15 protein-coding genes and 1 tRNA gene are annotated in these 21,425 nt (G+C 56.0%); 8 read left to right on the top strand and 8 right to left on the bottom strand.

Annotation, left to right across the window (positions count from 1 at the left end; genetic code table 11):
- Positions 1–16 precede the first annotated feature (16 nt).
- A complete protein-coding gene (zwf, locus tag RBB77_RS19245; RefSeq protein ID WP_353063344.1) occupies positions 17–1,423 on the top strand; it encodes a glucose-6-phosphate dehydrogenase in 1,407 nt (468 codons plus the stop codon).
- A gap of 26 nt (positions 1,424–1,449) precedes the next feature.
- Here the strand turns inward: zwf and RBB77_RS19240 are convergent, their stop codons facing one another.
- A complete protein-coding gene (locus RBB77_RS19240; protein ID WP_353063343.1) occupies positions 1,450–2,205 on the bottom strand; it encodes a DeoR/GlpR family DNA-binding transcription regulator in 756 nt (251 codons plus the stop codon).
- Between the two features lie 57 nt (positions 2,206–2,262).
- Between RBB77_RS19240 and RBB77_RS19235 the strand changes: the two genes are divergently transcribed.
- From RBB77_RS19235 to RBB77_RS19225, 3 genes are all read left to right on the top strand, one after another.
- On the top strand, positions 2,263–2,883 hold the full coding sequence (locus RBB77_RS19235; protein WP_353063342.1) for an NUDIX domain-containing protein: 621 nt from the start codon (positions 2,263–2,265) through the stop codon (positions 2,881–2,883).
- Positions 2,884–2,972: 89 nt separating this feature from the next.
- Positions 2,973–4,502, top strand: a complete 1,530-nt coding sequence (adh, locus tag RBB77_RS19230) for an aldehyde dehydrogenase (protein ID WP_353063341.1) — start codon at positions 2,973–2,975, stop codon at positions 4,500–4,502.
- 26 nt (positions 4,503–4,528) lie between these two features.
- On the top strand, positions 4,529–4,939 hold the full coding sequence (locus tag RBB77_RS19225; protein WP_353063340.1) for a DUF779 domain-containing protein: 411 nt from the start codon (positions 4,529–4,531) through the stop codon (positions 4,937–4,939).
- Between the two features lie 22 nt (positions 4,940–4,961).
- On the opposite strand, the gene RBB77_RS19220 is transcribed toward RBB77_RS19225, so the two are convergent.
- From RBB77_RS19220 to RBB77_RS19210, 3 genes are all read right to left on the bottom strand, one after another.
- A complete protein-coding gene (locus RBB77_RS19220; protein ID WP_183979002.1) occupies positions 4,962–5,207 on the bottom strand; it encodes an anti-sigma factor family protein in 246 nt (81 codons plus the stop codon).
- Positions 5,204–5,830 (bottom strand): RNA polymerase sigma factor, encoded by a 627-nt coding sequence (locus tag RBB77_RS19215; protein ID WP_353063339.1) that lies wholly within the window; start codon positions 5,828–5,830, stop codon positions 5,204–5,206. Before RBB77_RS19215 ends, RBB77_RS19220 begins: the two co-directional genes overlap by 4 nt.
- Before the next feature lie 220 nt (positions 5,831–6,050).
- Complete coding sequence (locus RBB77_RS19210) at positions 6,051–6,689, bottom strand: PEP-CTERM sorting domain-containing protein (protein ID WP_353063338.1); 639 nt, start codon at positions 6,687–6,689, stop codon at positions 6,051–6,053.
- Between the two features lie 222 nt (positions 6,690–6,911).
- Here RBB77_RS19210 and RBB77_RS19205 point away from each other — a divergent pair, with 222 nt between their 5' ends.
- Together RBB77_RS19205 and RBB77_RS19200 are read left to right on the top strand one after the other, a co-directional pair.
- Complete coding sequence (locus RBB77_RS19205) at positions 6,912–9,404, top strand: transglycosylase SLT domain-containing protein (RefSeq protein ID WP_353063336.1); 2,493 nt, start codon at positions 6,912–6,914, stop codon at positions 9,402–9,404.
- Positions 9,405–9,603: 199 nt separating this feature from the next.
- Positions 9,604–9,867, top strand: coding sequence for a hypothetical protein (locus RBB77_RS19200; RefSeq protein ID WP_353063335.1), 264 nt, complete (start codon positions 9,604–9,606; stop codon positions 9,865–9,867).
- Positions 9,868–9,900: 33 nt separating this feature from the next.
- On the opposite strand, the gene RBB77_RS19195 is transcribed toward RBB77_RS19200, so the two are convergent.
- The gene (locus tag RBB77_RS19195) at positions 9,901–11,157 is read right to left on the bottom strand and encodes an ABC transporter permease (RefSeq protein ID WP_353063334.1); all 1,257 of its coding nucleotides are present in this window, start codon (positions 11,155–11,157) and stop codon (positions 9,901–9,903) included.
- Positions 11,158–11,159: 2 nt separating this feature from the next.
- Positions 11,160–12,395 (bottom strand): ABC transporter permease, encoded by a 1,236-nt coding sequence (locus tag RBB77_RS19190; protein ID WP_353063333.1) that lies wholly within the window; start codon positions 12,393–12,395, stop codon positions 11,160–11,162.
- A gap of 153 nt (positions 12,396–12,548) precedes the next feature.
- Here RBB77_RS19190 and RBB77_RS19185 point away from each other — a divergent pair.
- A tRNA-Leu gene (locus RBB77_RS19185) sits at positions 12,549–12,637 on the top strand.
- Positions 12,638–12,710: 73 nt separating this feature from the next.
- On the opposite strand, the gene RBB77_RS19180 is transcribed toward RBB77_RS19185, so the two are convergent.
- Both RBB77_RS19180 and RBB77_RS19175 read right to left on the bottom strand, forming a co-directional pair.
- A complete protein-coding gene (locus RBB77_RS19180; RefSeq protein WP_353063332.1) occupies positions 12,711–14,108 on the bottom strand; it encodes a sigma-54 dependent transcriptional regulator in 1,398 nt (465 codons plus the stop codon).
- A gap of 877 nt (positions 14,109–14,985) precedes the next feature.
- Positions 14,986–16,293 carry a choice-of-anchor D domain-containing protein gene (locus RBB77_RS19175; RefSeq protein ID WP_353063331.1) on the bottom strand — a complete coding sequence of 436 codons (1,308 nt, stop codon included), beginning with the start codon at positions 16,291–16,293 and terminating at the stop codon, positions 14,986–14,988.
- A 903-nt stretch (positions 16,294–17,196) separates the two neighbouring features.
- On the opposite strand from RBB77_RS19175, the gene RBB77_RS19170 reads away from it, so the two are divergent.
- Positions 17,197–21,351, top strand: a complete 4,155-nt coding sequence (locus RBB77_RS19170) for a choice-of-anchor D domain-containing protein (RefSeq protein ID WP_353063330.1) — start codon at positions 17,197–17,199, stop codon at positions 21,349–21,351.
- The last annotated feature ends 74 nt before the right edge of the window (positions 21,352–21,425 follow it).

Raw genomic sequence — 21,425 nt, 5'->3', positions numbered from 1 at the left:
TGAGGAGAGTACAAACGTGAGCCAATCTCATTCCGATGCGCTGGTTTTTTTTGGCGCGACCGGCGATCTTGCTTATAAGAAGATTTTTCCTGCTCTCCAGTCGATGGTTAAACGCGGCACACTAAATGTTCCGGTCATTGGTGTGGCGAAGGCTGGTTGGAATCTCGATCAGTTTAAGGCGCGTGCGCAGGATAGTCTTGAGAAACATGGCGGCCTCGATCCTGCAGCGTGGGAGAAGATGAAGTCGCTGTTGCAGTATGTCGATGGCGACTATGTGGACCCGGCTACGTTTGTCGCAGTACGGAAGGCGCTGGGTTCGTCGGAGCGACCGGCTCATTATCTGGCGATTCCTCCTTCGTTGTTCGAGGAGGTTGTCGAGCAGTTGGTGAAATCGGGTTCGGCCAAGGGCGCTCGGATGATTGTAGAGAAGCCGTTTGGGCATGATCTGGCTTCGGCACAGGAGTTGAACCGGATTCTGCTGTCTGCGTTTCCAGAGTCGTCGATCTTTCGCATCGATCACTACTTGGCGAAGGGGCCGGTTCACAACATGGTGTCCTTTCGTTTTTCGAATACGTTTCTGGAGCCAATCTGGAATCGCGATTATGTTGAGACCGTTCAGATCACAATGGCGGAAGACTTTGGCGTGCAGGGCCGAGGGGCTTTCTACGACCAGACGGGCGCGATTCGCGATGTGATTCAGAACCATATTTTTCAGGTGATGTGCAATCTTGCGATGGAGTGTCCGGCGCGCGGCGATGCTGAGTCGATGCGTGATGAGAAGGTGAAGGTGCTCAAGGCCATCCCTCCGATCAAGGCGAGTGATCTGGTTCGAGGACAGTTCCGTGGCTATTTGGATGAGAAGGGCGTTGCGCCTAACTCCAAAGTGGAGACGTTTGCTTGTCTAAAGCTTGGGATTAACTCGTGGCGATGGGATGGCGTTCCTTTTTACATTCGTGCGGGAAAGAATCTTCCGGTGACGTGCATGGAAGTGATGGCGCGGTTTCGCAAACCACCTCACACGAACATCACTGAGCCGCATACGGCGCAGAACTATATGCGCTTCCGGATCAGTCCCGAGATGACGGTAGCGATGTCGGTCTCGATTGCGAACGAGCTTGAGGGTTCGGGTCGCGAGTCAGTGGAACTGATTGCCAGCCGCCACCCGAGTCCAGAGGAGATGGAAGCGTATGAGCGGGTGTTGACGGATGCGATCGCCGGCGACGCTACGTTGTTTGCGCGACAGGATTACGTTGAAGAGGCCTGGCGGATTGTGGATCCTGTTCTGAAGGAAGACACACCGGTGTATGTGTACGAGCCTCAGACGTGGGGTCCGGAGGAGGCGGGTGATCATCTTGTTCCGTGCTGTGGATGGGATAAGCCGCTTGCCCAGGAGCCGGACGACTTCAGAGTCGTCGCAAGATAGAGAAAGAGCCTCGGGCCGGGGCTTTTTCAGGCTCGTGTGACGGTGATCCCTAGCTTTTCGTAAGGACGTAAGAGAGTTTTTTCTGCAGAGCGCTCTGTGATGATGCCGCTGATCTCTGAGAGGGGGACGACGGCGTAGGGAGAGGCTGCGTTGAGCTTTTCGGCGGAGGCAAGGACGATGGTTTCGGCTGCTGCGTGGCTCATGGCTCGCTTGATAGCGGCTTCTTCGTAGTCGCCTGTGGTGAGACCGGTTTTGGGATGGATGCCGGTTACTCCCATGAAGAAGGTGTCTGCGTGGATTTGAGCGATGGTCTCGATTGCGGAGGCTCCGACGGCGACGACGGAGTGTCGGAAGAGGCGTCCACCGATGAGGATGACTTCGATGTTCTGATGGTCGATGAGTTCGAGAGCGATGGTTGGGCTGTGGGTGACGATGGTGGCTTTGAGGTCGAGCGGGATGTGTCGCGCGACTTGCCTGGCGGTGGTGCCGCCGTCGAGGATTACGACCTGGCCGGGTTGAACCATCTTCGCTGCTGCGCGGCCGATGGCTACTTTGCCTTCGGGGGCAATTTGTTCGCGCTGGGTGAAATCTGCGACGGCAGGTGAGGCAGGCAAGGCTCCCCCGTGAACGCGTTGGAGGAGACCCTCTTGGGCCATCTCTCGAAGGTCGCGACGGATGGTGTCTTCCGAGACGCTCATAGCCGCGCTTACTTCTTTGGCGATGACCTGGCCCTGGCGCTTGAGGATGGAGAGGATCTGCTGTTTTCGGTGAGTGGTTAACATTTTCGCTGTTCACGATAATACTTGACTTTGCACGAAATTGCACGATATGGTTTCGGCATGATGAATTTCGTGCAGGCCCCTTCGATGAAAGATCGTGTGCGGATCAAGAAAGTTGAGACGCTGTCGGATGATTGGTACGTGTTGAAGAAGACGACGTTTGATCTGCAGAGGAGCGATGGGACGTGGCAGCAGCAGAGCAGGGAGACCTACGATCGGGGCAATGGCGCTACGATTCTGTTGTATAACCTGGAGCGGCGAACCGTTGTGCTGACGCGTCAGTTTCGTTTTCCGGCTTTTGTGAATGGGCATCCGGGCTTGTTGATCGAGACGGCGGCGGGGCTTTTGGATAAGGCCAGTCCGGAGGAGCGGATCAAGGCGGAGGTGGAGGAAGAGACCGGGTACCGCGTCGATCGCGTTCGGAAGATCTTTGAGGCGTTTATGAGTCCGGGGTCGGTGACTGAGAAGCTCTATTTTTTTCTGGCGGAGTACGACAACGGGAGCAAGGTAACGGCTGGTGGCGGCAACTTCGTTGAGGGCGAAGATATTGAGGTTCTGGAGCTTTCGATCGAGGATGCGATGGCTGCGATCGAGAGAGGCGAGATTGCGGATGGCAAGACGATCATGTTGTTGCAATATGCCTTTATTCACGTGTTCAGCGAGAGAGGAAGGACGATTTAGCCTGTTTGCTATGGGTTGTGACAGATTTCGGTTTGGAGGACTACAATTTCGAGCGTGGTGTAGGTAACGATCTCGAGGGAGTGGATTCTATGGCTACGATGACTGCGGTTCAGCCGGGGACTTTTGGGTTTCCTGTGTCGATCAAGAAACGGTATGAGAACTACATTGGCGGGGAGTGGGTGGCGCCGCTATCGGGACAGTACTTTGAGAATGTGACGCCGGTGACGGGGCAGGTACTGTGCGAGATTGCGCGCTCGAATGCGGCGGATGTGGATCGCGCGCTCGATGCGGCGCATGCAGCGAAGAAGGCGTGGGCGAAGACATCGACGACGGAACGTGGCCGGATGCTGGAGAAGATTGCGCAGCGGATTGAAGACAATCTGGAGATGCTGGCGACGGTGGAGACATGGGATAACGGCAAGCCGATTCGCGAGACGATGGCAGCGGATATGCCGCTGGCGGTCGATCACTTTCGTTATTTTGCGGGCGTGATCCGAGCGCAGGAGGGATCGATCTCGGAGATTGATAAGGATACGATTGCGTACCACTACCATGAGCCGCTTGGTGTGATCGGGCTGATTATTCCCTGGAACTTTCCGATCCTGATGGCGACGTGGAAGCTCGCGCCGGCGCTGGCGGCAGGGAACTGCGTGGTGCTGAAGCCAGCCGAGCAGACGCCGCTGTCGATCCTGGTTTTAATGGAGCTGATTCAGGATATTTTGCCGCCGGGCGTCGTGAATATCGTCAACGGATTCGGGTTGGAAGCGGGAAAGCCGCTCGCTTCTAGTAAACGCATTAACAAGATTGCGTTTACGGGGGAGACGACGACGGGGCGGTTGATTATGCAGTATGCCTCGCAGAATATTATTCCGGTGACGTTGGAGCTTGGCGGCAAGAGTCCGAATATCTTCTTCAAGGATGTCGCGAGCGCGGATGATGCGTTCTTTGATAAGGCGCTCGAAGGCTTTACGATGTTTGCGCTAAATCAGGGCGAGGTTTGTACTTGTCCGTCGCGGGCGCTGATCCAGGATTCCCTGTATGACCAGTTCATGGAGCGTGCCCTGAAGCGGGTGGGTGCCATCAAGCAGGGCAATCCGCTGGACAAGACGACGATGATTGGCGCGCAGGCTTCGAGCGAGCAGATGGAGAAGATTTTGTCTTACTTCGACATCGGCAAGCAAGAGGGTGCGGAGGTGCTGGCGGGCGGGAAACGCGCTGCGCAGACGGGCGATCTGGCGGAGGGCTTCTACATTGAACCGACCGTTTTTAAAGGCAACAACAAGATGCGTATCTTCCAGGAGGAGATCTTCGGGCCGGTGGTTTCGGTGACGACCTTCCATGATGAAGACGAGGCACTGGCGCTGGCGAACGACACGTTGTACGGGCTGGGCGCGGGCGTCTGGACAAGGGATATGAACCGGGCGTATCACTTCGGCAGGGCCATTGAGGCGGGACGAGTGTGGACGAACTGCTATCACCTGTATCCGGCTCATGCTGCATTTGGAGGGTACAAGCAATCGGGTGTGGGACGAGAAAATCACAAGATGATGCTCGACCACTACCAGCAGACGAAGAATCAATTAGTGAGCTATAGCCCGAATGCGATGGGATTTTTCTAAACGACAACAGCAGATCCCCTTCGGGGATGACAACTAGAAAGGCAAGTGCAGGTCTGGCGATGACAGAGGTACCGGAACAGGTTTTGACGACGCCTGCCGCTGAGGAGTTGATGGGCAGGTTGTCGAACAAACATGGGGAGCTGATGTTTCATCAGTCGGGAGGTTGCTGTGACGGCAGCTCCCCCATGTGCTATCCGCGGGGGGAGTTCCTGGTGGGGGATGGGGATGTGCTGCTGGCCACGCTGGGGGAGACCCCGTTTTATATGAGTGGGAGTCAGTTCGAGTATTGGAAGCATACGCAGCTGATCCTGGATGTGGTGCCCGGGCGCGGAGGGATGTTTTCGCTGGAGAATGGGGAAGGTGTGCGATTTCTGATTAGGTCGCGGGTCTTCACCGATGCGGAGATAGGGGCGCTCAGGTCAGCCGGGCGGATCTAATAGTTAAAACTCGGCCGAGATTCTAAGCTTGTTTCTTCACGGCGAGACACTTCGCCATAATGGCGGAGTGAAGGCGCTCGCGTAGACCGGGAGAGACTTCGTAGATCTCGTTGCCCTTGTAGACCTCGATGGTCTGGTGGGTCGTGTTGAGGACGACGCGGCAGTGCTGACAGCCAGCCGTGTGTTCACTGATCTCTTCGCGCAGTTCGATGGTGAGCTGGTCGTCGAAATAATCGGAAAGATGGCTCAATAGGTCCGTGCAGTTCATGCTGGCTGGCCCTCCTGCTTCTGCCGGAAGTATCGGCTGAGGCGCTCGCGCAGTTGAAGGCGCGCACGCAACAATCTGGATTTCACCGCGGGGACGCTCAAGCCGAGTGCCTCCGCAGTCTCTTCCGTGGAGAGATTTTCAACGTCGCGAAGAGTGAAGACGGTGCGAAAGCCTGGAGGAAGACCCTGGATGGTTTTGCGAAGGATCTCGGCAAGCTCGGCCTGGTTGTATTGCTGCTCGGGGTTTGGCCTCCACTCGGCAAAGTCACGAGGGATAGAGCCTTCGTCGGTTTGGACGTCTTCGTCCATGGAGACGGTTTTGCTGGTCTTGCGCTTGCGCAACCGCATGAGACTCTCATTGACCGCGATGCGGACGAGCCAAGTCGAGAACTTAGAGTTTCCCTGGAACTGGTCCAGCTTCTCGTAGGCCTTGAGGAATGCATCCTGCGTAATGTCTTCGGCGTCTTCACGGTTTTGAGTAATATGCTGCGCGACCCGGAAGATCTGGCGCTCGTACTGACGGACCAGTTGCTCGAATGCGGCGGTATCCCCTTCTTTTGCGCGCGCTACGAGCGCTACGTCGGGGTGTACCTCTTCCGTGGCTGGGGATTGGATGGCGGGCATGAGTGAAAAGGTGCGGAAACAACGCCGAAATCGCCTCGTTACGGGAGCGCGAAGATCAGTATCTACAACATAGTAAATGTCGGTGGGTCAGAGAGCAAAGTTATGGGTGTGGGTAAGCCTTTGCGGGTCTTGGTTTCGTAGCGTTTTGAAGCGGTTTCCGGAGAACACGACCTGGGAGGTTTATGTTCTCCGGTGTTGTCGAACATTGATGACGCAGGGGTTACCCGCGGGCGAACTTGCGGCGGAGTGCGCTGGCCGCTGCGACGAGACCTGTGCCGAAGAGGATGAAGGTGCTCGGCTCGGGGGTCGGGGCTGCGGCGACATTGGTGAAGACGAAGTTGTCGTCGTTGTAGTCGAGGTCGGAGCCAGAGAGCGGTTTAAGACCAGTGACCCCGAGATCTTCCATTCCTATGTAGGTGCCTGCGGGGATTCCGCTGACGCCGCCGGAGTAAGGCGTGGAGTAGGCGTGGTTATAACCATCGTCGTTATAGTTGGCCGGTGAGGCAACGCCGAAGTAGTCGACAGAGCTGAAGTACTGTCCAGTAGTGACGTCGTCCAGGATGAAGATGAGTGAGTCTCCAGCTTTGACCGAGAGTGAGACGGACGAGCCGACGGCGGAGCTGTGATTGTCGAGGGATGGCGCGGTCATTGCGCCGGAGGTCTTGTCCCAGAGGATGATCTTGTCGTCGTTGCTCGCGTCGGAGGAGTAGAAGTACGCGGAGACGCTCCCGGTTGCTGTAGCTGTAAATGTGTGGTCGGGGGCGAGCTGACCGACGTTTGCATAGGGGATGGGGTCGGCCAGGAGAGGGGATGAACCGAGGGCAAGAAGGGAAGCAAAGGTGAGAATGGTTAGGCGCATAGTGTTCCTCAGGGCGGATCTGATGACGCTTCTGAAGGAAGAGGAAGCAATCCCGAGACCAAAACAAGATCGTGCATTTTCTTGCATATTTGCACGTGTCTTTCTTTTGTCGGCCGGGAGTGGAAAATGTTTACCCTTACTGTGGAAAAGGATTTTCAATTCGTCATACTGGGATGATCCTGCGCCGATAACACTATAAGGATGCCGAAATGGGCGCATCGTATGAAGTATCTGTGGTGGTTCGTGCTCGATTGTGCTGCGAAGGTGCAGCGGGGCAGCTTAGAGTGGAAGATGTGGGTTGGAGAAAACAAGGGAACAATGGTAACCATCGGGGGTAAGGTTTGGCCGGCGATGGTTGTCGCCATTTTGATTGGGATCACCATGTCGCCCGTGGGGGACGGGCTGGTCGCGCAAACGTCGACGACGACACCGCCAGCGACGCATGCCAATAAGCCGGTGTCCAAAACCGGGACAACGTCTGCGGATGCGGGGAAGGCTGCGGGCACTAAATCGAAGGCTTCGAGTGCGAAGGCAAAGAGCGGTGCCCTGGGTAAGACGACGAAAAAGAAGGGCGCTCCGGCTGGGAAGAAACATATCGTTTCTCGAAAGCCGACGGCACAGACGATTCATTTGACCAGCGCGTTCAAGGCTTCGGAGCAGCTTCGTCCGATGGCTCAGCAGTTGGCGTTGACGCGATCGCCGGCGGCTTACAGTGGCGTACAGGCCTACGCGCGGCAGCATCCGGGTGAGGGGGCCGCTGCGGCGTACCTTGCGCTGGGACATGCTGCGACGCTCGATCATCGGTACGACGATGCGGTGCACAGCTTCCTGCTGGCGAATACGAGTGGCACAGCGTTGGATGACTATGCGGATTATCTTGGAGCGCAGGCGGCGGTGCAGGCGGGACATGGATCGGATGCGTATGGGTTGCTGGACAACTTCGCGGCGCGGCATCCGGAGAGCATCTTCGATGCGAATGCGCCGGTTCTGTTGGCGAACGCTCATCTGCAACAGAACGATACTCAAGGTGCGTTGAAGGTTCTGGTGCCAATGGCTGACTCGGCGCAGGCATCGCATGTGGATTTTCGCTATGCGCTGGCCCGGGCTTATCAGATGTCGGGGGATACGACGCATGCGGCTTCTATCTATCGGAATATATATGTCGGATTTCCTCTGAGTGTGGAGGCAGGGCAGGCATCGTCGCAGTTGCAGGCGATGAACATGCCGCTGACGGCTGCGGAGCGTAAGGTTCATGCCGATCAGCTGTTCAACGCCAAGCGATACGCCGAGGCTGGGGAGGAGTATCACTCGATTGAACGGGATGGTTCGCTGAGCGCGGCGGACCATGATGCTCTGCTGATCTATGCGGCGGCCTGCGATATGAGGATGAAGCATATCAGCCGGCGAGAGGTGGAGAAGCTGCCGGACACGAAAGACGACAGCGCGGCGTTGAAGTTGTATCTGCTTGCGGAGTTGTCACGAAATGAGAATGATCAGACTGCGCACGACGCGCTGATTGCGCAGATGGTGAGGGATTTTCCTGCGAGCAGATGGCTGGAAGAGGCGTTGTATTCGGGCGGAAACATGTATCTGTTGAAGCACGATCCGCAGCAGGCTACTTATCACTACGCTCTACTTGTGAAGCTGTTTCCGAAGAGTACGTATGCGGCTTCGGCGCACTGGCGTGCGGCATGGATGAACTATCGACTGCACAACTATTCGGAAGCGGCGCGGTTGATGGATGAACAGATAGAGATGTTTCCCGCGGGGATTGAAGCTCCGGGAGCTCTTTATTGGCGGGGGCGAATCTTTGAAGACGAAGAGAAGAACTTTGGGCAGGCGGTGAACTACTATCACGCGCTTACCGCCTCTTATGTCAACTCGTATTATGCGGGACTGGCGAGGCAACGGCTCAGTGTGCTGAAGACGCAGGCGACGGATGTTGCTCCTGCGGCGGCTTTGAGCTCGGTGCGGGTGCCGGTGATTCCGGAGTTGACTGGGGAGTTGCCGGAGAACGAGCCTCATCTGATCAAGGCGAGGTTGCTGGCGAACGCGGCGCTTAATGAGTACATCGGGCCGGAGATTCAGGCGAGCTCCACTTCGAGTGAGTGGGGGGCGCTGGCCCAGGCTGAGATCTACTCATCGTATGGTGAGACGACTCGGGCGATTCAGTCGATGAAGCATAGCGGTATCTCCTTCTTTTCGATTCCGCTCGATCAGGTTCCGACGGTGTATTGGAAGCTGTTGTTTCCGCAGCCGTATTGGGCGGATTTAGCAGCGAACGCGCAAAAGAACGTGCTTGATCCTTATTTAGTTGCGTCACTGATTCGGCAGGAGTCGGAGTTCAATGCCGGAGTTGTGAGTCATGCGAACGCGTGGGGATTGATGCAGCTGTTGCCTTCGGTGGGGAAGGCTGAGGCGAAAAAGCAGAAGATGAAGGGCTTCAATGCAAACGAGCTGTTAAATCCTTCGGTGAACCTGGAGTTGGGGACAGCGAATCTGCGGCAGGTGCTGGATAGATTTGGCGGCCAGGCTGAGTATGCGCTTGCGGCTTACAACGCAGGCGATGTGCCGGTGCGGCAGTGGATGGCAATTGGGGATTACAAAGATATTCCGGAGTTTGTGGAGTCGATTCCATACACCGAGACCCGAGAGTATGTGCAGGCGATTCTGAGGAACCGCGAGATCTACCACGCTTTGTATGCGACGCCTTAGGCGAGAACCTTGCTTGCATCTTGTGTGCAAAATGTGGGATTGACAGGGACGGGAAATCCGTTATTCTTTGCACCAGAAGTAGTGCATGGGCGACCAGGCACAAAGTCATCCAGGAGGTCTCTTCCGCAGCCTAAGTGATCAGCATTGGCGCTAGAACGTGAGTCATGAATGCAGACAACCGTTGGAAGAAGAGGCAAGCATGGTAGCGGAATTAAATCTTCTTGAAGTGTGGATCCCGGAGCAAATGCAGCCGGGTACGTTGTTTCTGCTGGAGCAGGCGGGTGACCTGGGAAAGGCGGACAACCCTTACTGGGCGGTGCTTGCGTGCCCATCATGCGGCTCGCTGGGATTGATTACGAAACAGCAGTGTGCTGGGCTGGAGGCCATGATCTGTGGAGCTTCCGATTGCTCGGCAGAGTATTTTCTTGAAGATCAGACGATTCGGTATCGACTGGCGAACTGAAGCGTCGCCACGATTGCGATTGTGCCCGTAAGGTCATTCGTGTCTTAATGCGACGACGGGGTCCATGCGTGAGGCGCGCACTGCTGGGAGAAGCCCGGAGATGACTCCGACTGCGGCGAGAATCGCGAACGAGACGAGCATGATGGTGGGGGAAGCGCGAAGGATGATGTCGCCTTCGTGGTTGGCGGTCTTGTAGATGTCGGAGTAGAGCGGCATCGGCGGGATGAGATAGGCGACGACGACGGCTACGACCATCCCGATGATTCCTGCGAGAAAGGTGAGGGTCAGACTCTCGAGGAGAAACTGCGTGAGGATGTCTTTGCGGCGGGCTCCGAGCGCTTTGAGGAGGCCGATCTCGCGTGTGCGCTCGGTGACTGAGACAAGCATGATGTTCATAACGCCAACGCCGCCGACACCGAGGGTCATAGCGCCGATGATGCCGAGGAGAAGATCGAGTGCGGTGCTGAACTGCATGATCTCGGCCGAGTCGGCGACTGTGTCCCATGTGGGCGTGGCTTTGTCGTCCTTGGGATCGAAGTGGTGTCGCTGGGCGAGAACGGCGCGTACGGCTTGCAGGGCTTTGAGGTGGAGTTCAGGCGCGCTGGGTTGGAAGACAATACTGCCAGGGTCTCGTTGGTTGCGGAGAAGGCGCATCATGTCAAATGGAACGAAGGCGTTCTCGTTGTCGGGGCCGTTGTTGGAGGAATCCTGGATTTTGTTTTTGAGGACGCCAATCACCTGAAAGACGTGGCCTTCAATCTCGACAGACTCGCCGACAGGTGGGTAGCCGTTGAAGAGTTTTTGTGCGGCGTGCGGGCCGAAGATGACGACCTGGCGATGATCGGTAAAGTCGGCAGCTTCGAAGTAGCGGCCCTGATCGATGTTGAGCCTGCGCATACCGCCGTAAGGGAAGTCGATAGCTTTGCTCTGGATGTTGACGACCTTTGAGCCGTACTTGAAGCTAAAGCCGTCGTCGGTCTCGGAGCTGACTGCTTTGAGAAAGGGAACTGCGTCGCGTACTGCTTCTGTGTCGCCGTCGAGGAACTTCACTTTTTTTCCGGATCGCTCGCCTCCCGCCTGCATGCTGGTTTGGCCACCCCACACCATGATGATGTTGTCGCCGAGGCCCATGAAGCCGTTGAGCACGCCTTCGCCGAGGCTCTTTCCGTAGCTGAGCAGAAGGACAACGGTTACCAATCCCCAGATAATGCCGAGCATGGTGAGGCCCGAGCGGAGGCGGTTGCGGAGGAGCGAGTCGAGGCTTTGGCGAATGATTTCTAGCAGGTTCATCTCTACTCTGTCCTCAAGCATTCCATGGGACTAAGGTTGGCGGCACGCAGTGCAGGGTACATTCCTGCGAAGACGGTGATGGCTGCGAGGGTGGTGAGCGATGCGACGATGGCCAACGGCGAGATTACCGGGTGCGGCACAAAGTCCGGGAGTGGGATGTACCGCATCACGATGCAGACACCGACTCCTAGCGCTAAGCCGGCGAACCCGCTCACCAGTGTGATGATTGCGGATTCGACAAGGAATTGTCGTTTGATGTCGATAGCGGTGGCACCGAGGGCTTTTCGGACGCCTATTTCGCGGGTGCGCTCCGTGACTGCGACCAACATGATGTTCATGACGCCGATACCTCCAAGAGCGAGGGTGAGGAGAGCTACTGCTCCGAAGAATAAAGTCATGACGCTGAAGATGCGCTCGGTGAACTTCGAGCCTTCGAGTGTGTCCCAGACCCAGAGAGCTTCTTTGTCATCCGGATTGTAGTGATGGCGCTCGGCGATGATTTTCGAGACTTGAGCTAGCGCTTTTTCGTGCAGCTCGGGCGATACCGGTTGGACGACGATGTTGTTGACGTATCCGCGGATGACCCCGGGACCTTCTGTGGGCGGAAAGTCGCGGGCCATGGCGGAGTAAGTAGTGAAGAGTTGCGTGTTGTCGGGGCCGCTACCGTAACTGCCATTTTGTTTCTTTTTCGCGAGGACTCCAATGACGGTGTACTGGTAGCCGCTTACCATCAGTGGTTGTCCGATGACTGCTTTACCCGGGAAGAGTTGACGGTTTGCTTCGGCGCCGAGGAGGATGACGCGCGCTCCCTCGGCTTCGTCCTGATCGGTCATGAGGCGTCCCTGCTCGACCGTGAGCGAGCGGAATTGCTGATATTGCGGCCATACTCCGCGAACTGCACGGTTGGCTGCGTTCCACTGACTGACCTCGGAGACGCTGCGGCGCAGCTCAGGGCTTACTGTTTTGACAAGGTTGGCCTGTTGCTGGATAGCGACGGCATCATCGATAGTGAGATAGATGTCGCGGCCGGCAGCGTATCCTCCGGCCTGGGCTCCGGTCTTTCCTCCAAAGATGATGGCGATGTCGGTCCCGATAGTTCGGAGATGTTCTTTTTGGTCTACGTTGAACCCGATGCCAAGCCCGACCAGCAGGATCACCGAAGTGATGCCCCAGACGATGCCGAACATTGTTAGAAAGCTGCGGAGTTTCGTGTCCCAGAGTGCAGACAGCGTTTGCATCAGAATTTCGTGGAGAGGCATAGCTGCAGATCGACCCCGGGATAAAATGCGAGCTTCGTCTAGGAAGCTACGCAGGAATGCTCGGCAATGTTCCTTTGCGGAGAGTGTTTTGAAGAATGCGTTAAGATGGTGTAGGCGGATAATTTCTCGCAAGCCCGGATGGTGAAATCGGCAGACACAGCGGACTTAAAATCCGCAGACCTTAACCGGTCGTGGGGGTTCAAGTCCCCCTCCGGGCACCACAGAGTCAATAGTTTACGGAGTTTAGACCGTTTCGCAGCGACGGTCATTTTCACAACGGCCCGCTGCGGCAATCTATGCGCTCAGTCGGTGCTGCTGAATCTTGTAGAGCAGGGTGCGATAACTAATATTCAGGTTCACTGCAGCTTTTCTGCGATTCCATCCTGAGGCAGAGAGCGCGTCCTGAAGGATGCGGATCTCTGTCTCATTCTTGACTTCGTTTACCGCGTTTTTCATGCCGGCGACAATCGGCGATCTGTTAATCGCCGTCTCCGCATGGGTTTCTTCCCTGGAAGAGAAGACTTTGGTTCGCGTCTTGCCTCGCAAGTCGTTATAGGCGGCTTCCTCGTCCCGCAAAATGAGTGTACGAGTCACGAAGTTGCGTAACTCGCGAAGGTTTCCCGGCCAGTGGTATTCCTGTGCCGCTTCAACGATCCGATCCGAGAGAATAACCGACGTTCCTAGTTCGAGTGCTCCCCTGAGAAACATCTGCTCCATCAGCATGGGGATCTCTTCGCGACGCTCGCGAAGCGGCGGGACCGTGATCGTCAAGATATTGAGCCGGTAGTAGAGGTCTTCACGAAAACGCTTTTCCGCGATTGCATCCTGCATATTGATATTCGTTGCTGCCAAGACGCGGACATCCGCTCGAGATGGCGAACGGGCTCCCAGGCGGCAATAGGATCCATCTTGCAGGACATGAAGCAGCTTGGCTTGCATCTGCGTGCTCATCTCACCGATTTCATCCAAGAGCAGAGTTCCCTTATTTGCCAGTTCGAACAAGCCCGGCTTGGATCTTATTGCGCCAGTGAAGGCTCCAGCTTCGTAGCCGAAGAGTTCGCTTTCCAGGAGTTCGGTCGGCAGAGCGGCGCAGTTGATATTGAGTAGTTTTCCCCCGGGGTTTGGGTAGTACTTGTGAAGCAGCATCGCCACAATTTCCTTGCCAACCCCACTTTCGCCGAGGATAAGTACCGGAATGTTAACCGGAGCGAGAAGCCGTACATCCCGGTAAAGCTGCATCATAATTGGGGATGCTGCCAGGAAGAAACGGTTGTTGTCTAACTCCTCCATGTGGTAGTGAGGTACATTTGCTGAAGCGTTGGCGACTGGGCTAGTGGGCGCGAAGGTCTCCTGACTTGGTTGAGCTATTAGCTTTTCGATGTCCTGCCTTAGAAGGGGCATGGTCAGCACTGTACTTATCTTCCACTTCGCCGCGTGGTGTTTCCATGATGTATCTCCGGCCTCTGCGAGGATGCAAAGCTTTTCGCTGGAGAAGTTTTGCAGAAGCGCAACGGCGAAGAGACTGTCATTTGAACTATTCCTTGTCGCATGAATCAGGAGGAGATCCGCGACCAATCCCCGATGCAAAAGCTGGAGCGCCTCCAGAGGGCAAGCAGCGCAGATGACGTTATGGCTCTGGAGTTCAAGCGAACTGTGAATCAGGTTACAGATATCCGCGTCTTCACTAATCACTAAAATTTTCACAGCGCCTAGCATTGAAACACCTCGTAACAGGTTAGGAAGCTGAGCGAACAAAGCCGGAGCCGCGTCTTGAAGCGGACTGTTCGAGTATCCTCACCGCTATCGGCAAGCATCTGCTCAATGTATGCGGGGGACTAGGACGGTCTTATAGGAGCCCAAGAGAACCTCTTGCAAAACTGCCTGCCTTGGCCGACTCGTATATGGCAAGCGAATAACGATAATCTTGCAAAATCTGCAGAAAATAGAGCGACACCGATCTCAGTTTTCTCCGGTAACGCCGAGTTAGGTTACTCGCTTGGTGTGAAAACCAAGGCTGAAAGCCGTCTCAGTCGCTGCTGAAGTGGACCGAATTTATCGCCACCTCTCAGAAGTGTCAAACAAAAAAATAGGAATCCCCCTTCACACTTCTTTGCATAATTTTGCTACGCAATCTAAGTTATTGAAGATCAACGATAGCTATGGCTCTTAAAGACAGAGATAGGGCTGACTGGTCCAAAAATTGACAATTTCGTCAACAGGCCAACTGCATATGAACGAGTTACGAACCCGCATCCCGGTAACTTCCAGGTACCTATTAGAGGTTAGGAAGGGCAATATCAAATATGGCGGTCGGAATCGAGAATCGCCCCATCGCGAACTAGCCTTGCACCAGCGGGAAGAAAGTTCCCAGTCTACGAGCGCAGCTTGTGGTTCACGGGGTTAAGGGAGCAAACACTCAATGCAAGCAACTCACCCGGTGACATGCCGTCACCGGGTGAGTTGCTTGCCTGTCACGCAAACACGTTGTCGATTTTGCTGTTCAATACTCTACGAAAGATGACTTCTGTTAAATTATCGGAACGCTTGGAGTCGAAGACGGGCGGGTCGGTTATGGTACTTTTGCGCTTATCTGATTGGAATAAGCACTTTCCGCCCCGCTTGGTGCCGTTGCTGTGACGACATAGTAGTAAGTGGTGCCGGAGGTTACGGCACTGTCGGTATAGCTCGTTGTGGCCACTACTGCGCTGTTGATTCTGGAGTAGGAGCCACCTGAGACCGTGGAGCGGTACACGTTATAGCCAGCGATTCCTGTTCCGGAGTCACTCCATGAAAGGGCGACAGAGTGTTGCGTGCCGGTTCCGGTTGCGGTGCCGGTGCCGGTTAGAGTCACCGCCAATGATTTGTTCGAAGCGTTGCTTGTGATCGTCAAGGTCCCTTTAGCAGAACTGCTAGTTGTTGGGGCAAAGTTGACGGTTAATTGCACCGATTGTTTGACCGCAAGGGTGATAGGGGTTTTCACGCTGGTAAGCGTGAACCCTGTTCCCGCCACGCTGACGGCAGAGATGGTGGCAGATGCCGACCCTGAGTTGGTGATCGTTGCGGTCAGCGAACTTGTTCCGTTTACGGTTATATTTCCGAAACTCAACGTGGTGGGACTGGAGGCCAAAGTTCCCTGCGTGGCCGAAACGCCGGTGCCGGTGAGCGAGACCGTCAATGGTTGAACAGATGAGACGGTGCTGGCAAAGTGGATGCTACCAGTCGCAGTACCGGTTGCAGTGGGTGAGAAGACAGCTGTGTAGCTCTGTGTCTTGCCGGGAGCCAGCGTAAACGGCGTCTGAAATCCAGAAATGCTGAATGGCGCTGCGGGATCCTGGACAGAATCTATGGTCACAGTCGTCTTGCAGTTGCTTGTGAGAGCAACAGAAGAGGAGATCTGGAATCCGTCAGTCGTGTTCGGGAAAGTGATCGTGGCTGGAGTCTGCGACAGTTGGCACGCGGACGAGGTTGATTGCGCGGGAACTGTAACGGATGTTTTATTGACAGTGATCTTCTGAGCGGTCGCCTGCTCCTGTACCTGCACGGTCTTACGCACACCGGGATCTGGGTCGACATTGCCGAATGATTCTTTGTCGATGACTATGCTGACGGTGGTCCCAGATTCGGCGGGAGTGAAGGTTTTGGGAGAAGTCCACTCTGCGGGCGCGGGTGCGCCCGGGCCTGCGCTGCACGCGCCGGAGGCCTTTGAGGCGCAGGTGGACGCGACCTGACCGAAGCGAAGAGTGATCGATCCTGTTGCCGTGACTGTCTGTCCCTCTTGGGCGTTCAGAGTGAACCAGACCGGAGTGGTCTGAGAGTGGCTGAGTGCGGGAAAAGCGAGAGAGAATGCGGTGATGATTACCGCCAACAGTCTGTGCATCAAATGTTCCTACCTTATCTGGGCTATCTCTAAAAACCAGAAGAGGCAGGGAGGGAGAACACCTGATGGATCAGCAGCCGTTGCACCAAAGACACTGGGGAGGGTCAGGTGTATTGGTAAAGAAATACTCTTTCCACGATAAAGAAGCGCGGTATAGGTACTAGTATACCCGATCAAGTGCGAATTGCAGGTCCGCAATCGTTTGATGATTTGATGAATTGTTCGGAGCGGGTGAGGTTTTGCTTTGTCTGTAATTATCCCACTTCGAATCTGAGGTTTCTGGGAATCAAGCCGACAAATTTGGCGCCCCCTGAGATTTTGCACTCCGGGACCTAAGACTTAGACCTAAGACTTACTTGTTACAACTCCCCCAGCAGCAAGTGGCGATGAACCATCTTCGATGTCTTAGGCCGGCGCCTCTTTTTGCTGTTAGTCGGATCGGCAACTGAACGGCCAACCATCTGGGCCTTCCTAACCAATTCGTGTTATTGTTCGACATTGCAAATGAAAATACCCTTCTAACTGAGAACTGAGGCCCGTCCCCACTCCCCTTGGCCTTCTAGGTAGTGTTTCTAAACGGTTTGTTTTCATTGCGAAATCTGGGAATGAGTTAAGCCGCCGAGCAGCTTCGATCTGCCGGACTAGGCAACCCGATTGTGCAAAGCCTGTTCCTTTTCCCTTTTATCTGCCTCTGATTTGTGCACGTTTTGCAACTTTCAAGAGGTGATGTTGGTGTCAGCTATCTACGCATTTTTGGGGTTTTCAGGCCTAGCTGTATCGGCGTCCGCTGTTTTAGCTGAAGATGCGTCTTCGAAACGAAGTGTGCAACGCATCCGATCTGGAGTAAAGACGCTTCGCTCCAGCGGATTTACCAGAGCTCTACTCTCTGTCCTGGCATGCTGCTTGACAATAGCGACGTCGGGCTGCGGATCGGGAGCAATAGATCCAGCTGCTGGAGGTGGCATTTCTGTATCGCCCGGCACCGTCAACTTTGGAAACGTACTTGTTGGTCAAGAGGTTGATAGCAGCGTAAAGGTGACGAACGGCGGTTCTGCGGCGATAGCTGTCTCTCAAGTCAGTGTTTCAGGCCAGACGTTTGCGCTCGTTGGCGGCACTACTATGCCTACGAGCATTCCTGCTGGTGGCAGCTACACTCTAAAATTTGGCTTTACGCCTACCGCCGCCGCCAACTATTCCGGGCAGGCAACGCTTATGGGTGCGGCGGGGCAGATGGTGGCGCAAGTCCCCTTGCAGGGGCAGGGGACATCTCAGACCGCTCCGCAACTAACCTTAAGCGCTGCAAGTCTGAGCTTTGGCAGCGTAACGGTGAACACGGCGACGACGCAGACGTTGACTTTGACTTCGACAGGGACCTCTCCAGTGACGGTGAATTCTGCTGCAATCACTGGGACTGGCTTCACAATCGTAGGAGGTAGTTTTCCACTTACGCTGAATCCGGCACAGGCTGCGACGTTGCAGGTGCAGTTCGATCCCACATCTCCTGGGGCGACTAGTGGTCAGATCACAATTAGTAGTAATTCTGCGAGTGACAACATGACGGTAGTGGCCCTGACCGGTACAGGGGCCACCATATCGAATCCTCAAACAAGCCCTCACTTGGCCGTGAGCGCTAGCAGTCTGAGTTTCGGCAGTGTGACGGTGAATGCGCCGACGACGCAGTCGTTGACCTTGACGTCGACGGGGACTGCGCCGGTGACAGTGAACTCTGCGACGATCACTGGTGCTGGCTTTACGATCATCGGCGGCAATTTGCCGGCGACGCTCAACCCGACGCAGTCAATGACATTGCAGGTGCAGTTCCTGCCGACAGCGACTGGATCAGCGAGCGGTCAGATCACGATCAACAGCGACTCGTCGACCGGTTCCACTGCTCAGGTGACTTTGAGTGGTACGAGCACAGCGGCGTCGAGCCCGCAGCTGACGGTTAGTTCTTCGAGTTTGAGTTTCGGTAGTGTGACGGTGAACACGGCCACGACGCAGTCGTTGACCTTGACGTCGACCGGGACCGCGCCGGTGACAGTGAACTCTGCGACAATCACTGGTGCTGCCTTCACGATCGTCGGGGGAAATCTACCCGCGACGCTCAACCCTTCGCAGTCAATGACGTTACACGTGCAGTTTCTGCCGACAGCGACTGGATCAGCGAGCGGTCAGATCACGATCAACAGCGACTCGTCGACGGGTTCGACTTTGCAGGTGACTCTGAGTGGTACGAGTGCAGCGGCGCCGAGCCCGCAGTTGACGGTGAGCGCTGCGAGCTTGAGCTTCGGCAGCGTGACGGTGAACACCGCGACGACACAGTCCTTGACGCTGACCTCGACGGGGACTTCGCCGGTGACAGTAAACACGGCGACGATCACTGGAGCTGGCTTTACTATTGTCGGCGGCAGTCTGCCGGCTACGTTGAATCCAACCCAGTCGATGACGTTGCAGGTGCAGTTCCTGCCGACGGCGACTGGATCAGCGAGCGGTCAGATCACCATCGGCAGTAACTCGTCGAGCGGGAGCACGAATCTAGTTACTCTAAGTGGTACGAGTGTAGCGGCGTCGAGCCCGCAGTTGACGGTGAGCTCTGCTGGGTTGAGCTTTGGTAACGTGACAGTGAACACCGCGACGACACAGTCGTTGACGCTGACCTCGACGGGGACAGCGCCGGTGACAGTGAACTCGGCTGCAATCACCGGTGCTGGCTTTGCGATCGTCGGGGGTAGTTTGCCAGCCACGCTAAGTCCGACGCAGTCGATGACGTTGCAGGTGCAATTCTTACCGACAGCGACGGGATCGGCCAGTGGTCAGATCACGATCAACAGCGACTCGTCGACCGGGTCCACTGCGCAAGTGACTCTGAGTGGTACGAGCACAGCGGCACCGAGTCCGCAGTTGACGGTGAGCTCTGCTAGTTTGAGCTTCGGTAGCGTGACGGTGAACACCGCGACGACACAGTCGTTGACGCTGACCTCGACGGGGACTTCACCGGTTACGGTGAGCTCCGCAACGATCACTGGAACTGGCTTTACAATCACCGGGGGAAATTTGCCAGCGACGCTGAATCCGACGCAGTCGATGACGTTGCAGGTGCAATTCTTACCGACAGCGACAGGATCAGCCAGTGGTCAGATCACGATCGACAGCGATTCGTCGACTGGGTCCGCTGCGCAAGTGACTCTGAGTGGTACGAGCACCGCGGCGCCTAGCCCGCAATTGACGGTGAGTTCTGCGAGCTTGAGCTTCGGTAGCGTGACTGTGAATACGGCGACGACACAGTCGTTGACGCTGACGTCGACAGGAACTTCACCGGTTACGGTAAGCTCTGCGACGATCACTGGAACTGGCTTTACGATTGTCGGGGGAAATTTGCCGGTGACGTTGAATCCGACGCAGTCGATGACGTTGCAGGTGCAATTCTTACCGACAGCGACAGGGTCGGCCAGTGGTCAGATCACCATCAACAGTGACTCATCGACTGGGTCCGCTGCGCAGGTGACTCTGAGTGGTACGAGCACCGCGACGCCGAGCCCGCAGTTGACGGTGAGTTCTGCGAGCTTGAGCTTCGGTAGCGTGTCTGTGAATACGGCGACGACGCAGTCGTTGACGCTGGCCTCGACCGGAACTTCACCGGTTACGGTAAGCTCCGCAACGATCGCTGGAACTGGCTTTACGATCATCGGGGGAAATTTGCCAGCGACGTTGAATCCGACGCAGTCGATGAAGTTGCAGGTGCAGTTCCTGCCGACGGCGACAGGATCAGCGAGCGGTCAGATTTCGATTAGCAGCAATTCTTCGTCTGGTAGCACTACCGTGGCGACCCTGAGCGGCACTGGCACGGCCGCGCTAAATCCGCAGTTGACGGTGAGCGCTACGAGCTTGAGCTTCGGTAGTGTGACGGTGAACACAGGGACGACGAAATCCTTGACGTTATCCTCGACGGGGACATCGCCGGTGACGGTGAGCTCTGCGACCATCACTGGAGCGGGTTTTACAATCGTCAGCGGCAGCCTGCCGGTGACACTGAATCCAAGCCAAGCTATGACCCTTCAAGTGCAATTTCTGCCAACGGCGACAGGATCAGCGAGCGGTCAGATTTCGATTAGCAGCAATTCGTTGGCCGGTAGCACGACGGTGGTGACCCTGGGCGGCACTGGCACAGCAGCGCCAAATCCACAGTTGACGGTGAGCGCTACGAGCTTGAGCTTCGGTAGTGTGACGGTGAACACAGCAACGACGCAGTCCTTGACGCTGACGTCGTCTGGGACGTCGCCGGTGACAGTGAACTCTGCGACCATCAACGGTGCTGGCTTCTCAATCGTAGCTCAAAGTCTCCCAATGACATTGAATCCGACCCAGTCGATGACACTGCAGGTACAGTTCGATCCGACTGCGGCTGGATCAGCCAGCGGTCTACTCACCATCAACAGCAACTCGACCAGCGGAAGCACGATTTCGGTTACGCTGAGCGGTACCGGTACGGCGGCGAATCCACAATTGACGGTAAGCGCTGGAAGTCTGAGCTTCGGCAGTGTGACCGTAAACACGGCGACGACGGCGTCCTTAACCCTGACCTCGACGGGCACGACGCCTGTGACGGTAAACTCTGCGACGATCACAGGGGCTGCCTTTACCATCGTTGGCGGTAGCTTTCCGGCAACGATGAATCCTAACCAGACTTTGACGCTGAAGGTGCAGTTCGAGCCAACCACAGCCGGAGCGCTCACTGGACAGCTTACGATTAGCAGCAACTCGACCAGCGGAAGTACGGCAACAGTCTCTCTGACTGGTACCGGAACCGCGGTCGCGCACCAGGTCGATCTAACTTGGAATGCGCCGTCCGGTTCTCCCGATCCTGTGGCGGGGTACAACATCTATCGGGCAACCGGCAGCGGATCTTTTGCTCGGGTAAACTCCTCGCCTGACTCGGCGGTCGATTACGTGGATACCACAGTGGTAAGCGGGAGTACTTATAGCTATCAGGTAACGTCCGCTGATGCGAGCGGTCGGGAGAGCGTTCCAACGAGTCCCGTAACAGTAACCATTCCGTAGCTCTTCACTAAGCGGGGTTCTCTCCATCGGTAAGCCAATAGGGAGCGCGTTGAAATCAGGCGGATTGACGGCGC

The organism is Tunturibacter psychrotolerans, from assembly GCF_040359615.1.
GTDB classification, from domain to species: Bacteria; Acidobacteriota; Terriglobia; order Terriglobales; family Acidobacteriaceae; genus Edaphobacter; species Edaphobacter psychrotolerans.
Note: the sequence above shows the minus strand (reverse complement) of the source record. Positions and strands in the feature narration are given on the sequence as shown.

What these genes read in the sequence shown, in the direction of transcription:
- RBB77_RS19200 (WP_353063335.1), top strand. Translation starts at nt 9,604, where the DNA reads ATGGTAGCGGAATTAAATCTTCTTGAAGTGTGGATCCCGGAGCAAATG.
- RBB77_RS19195 (WP_353063334.1), bottom strand. Translation starts at nt 11,157, where the DNA reads ATGAACCTGCTAGAAATCATTCGCCAAAGCCTCGACTCGCTCCTCCGC.
- RBB77_RS19220 (WP_183979002.1), bottom strand. Translation starts at nt 5,207, where the DNA reads ATGAACTGCACGGACCTATTGAGCCATCTTTCCGATTATTTCGACGAC.
- RBB77_RS19240 (WP_353063343.1), bottom strand. Translation starts at nt 2,205, where the DNA reads ATGTTAACCACTCACCGAAAACAGCAGATCCTCTCCATCCTCAAGCGC.
- RBB77_RS19175 (WP_353063331.1), bottom strand. Translation starts at nt 16,293, where the DNA reads ATGCACAGACTGTTGGCGGTAATCATCACCGCATTCTCTCTCGCTTTT.
- RBB77_RS19225 (WP_353063340.1), top strand. Translation starts at nt 4,529, where the DNA reads ATGACAACTAGAAAGGCAAGTGCAGGTCTGGCGATGACAGAGGTACCG.
- RBB77_RS19235 (WP_353063342.1), top strand. Translation starts at nt 2,263, where the DNA reads ATGATGAATTTCGTGCAGGCCCCTTCGATGAAAGATCGTGTGCGGATC.
- RBB77_RS19210 (WP_353063338.1), bottom strand. Translation starts at nt 6,689, where the DNA reads ATGCGCCTAACCATTCTCACCTTTGCTTCCCTTCTTGCCCTCGGTTCA.
- RBB77_RS19215 (WP_353063339.1), bottom strand. Translation starts at nt 5,830, where the DNA reads ATGCCCGCCATCCAATCCCCAGCCACGGAAGAGGTACACCCCGACGTA.
- RBB77_RS19205 (WP_353063336.1), top strand. Translation starts at nt 6,912, where the DNA reads ATGAAGTATCTGTGGTGGTTCGTGCTCGATTGTGCTGCGAAGGTGCAG.
- RBB77_RS19190 (WP_353063333.1), bottom strand. Translation starts at nt 12,395, where the DNA reads ATGCAAACGCTGTCTGCACTCTGGGACACGAAACTCCGCAGCTTTCTA.
- adh (WP_353063341.1), top strand. Translation starts at nt 2,973, where the DNA reads ATGGCTACGATGACTGCGGTTCAGCCGGGGACTTTTGGGTTTCCTGTG.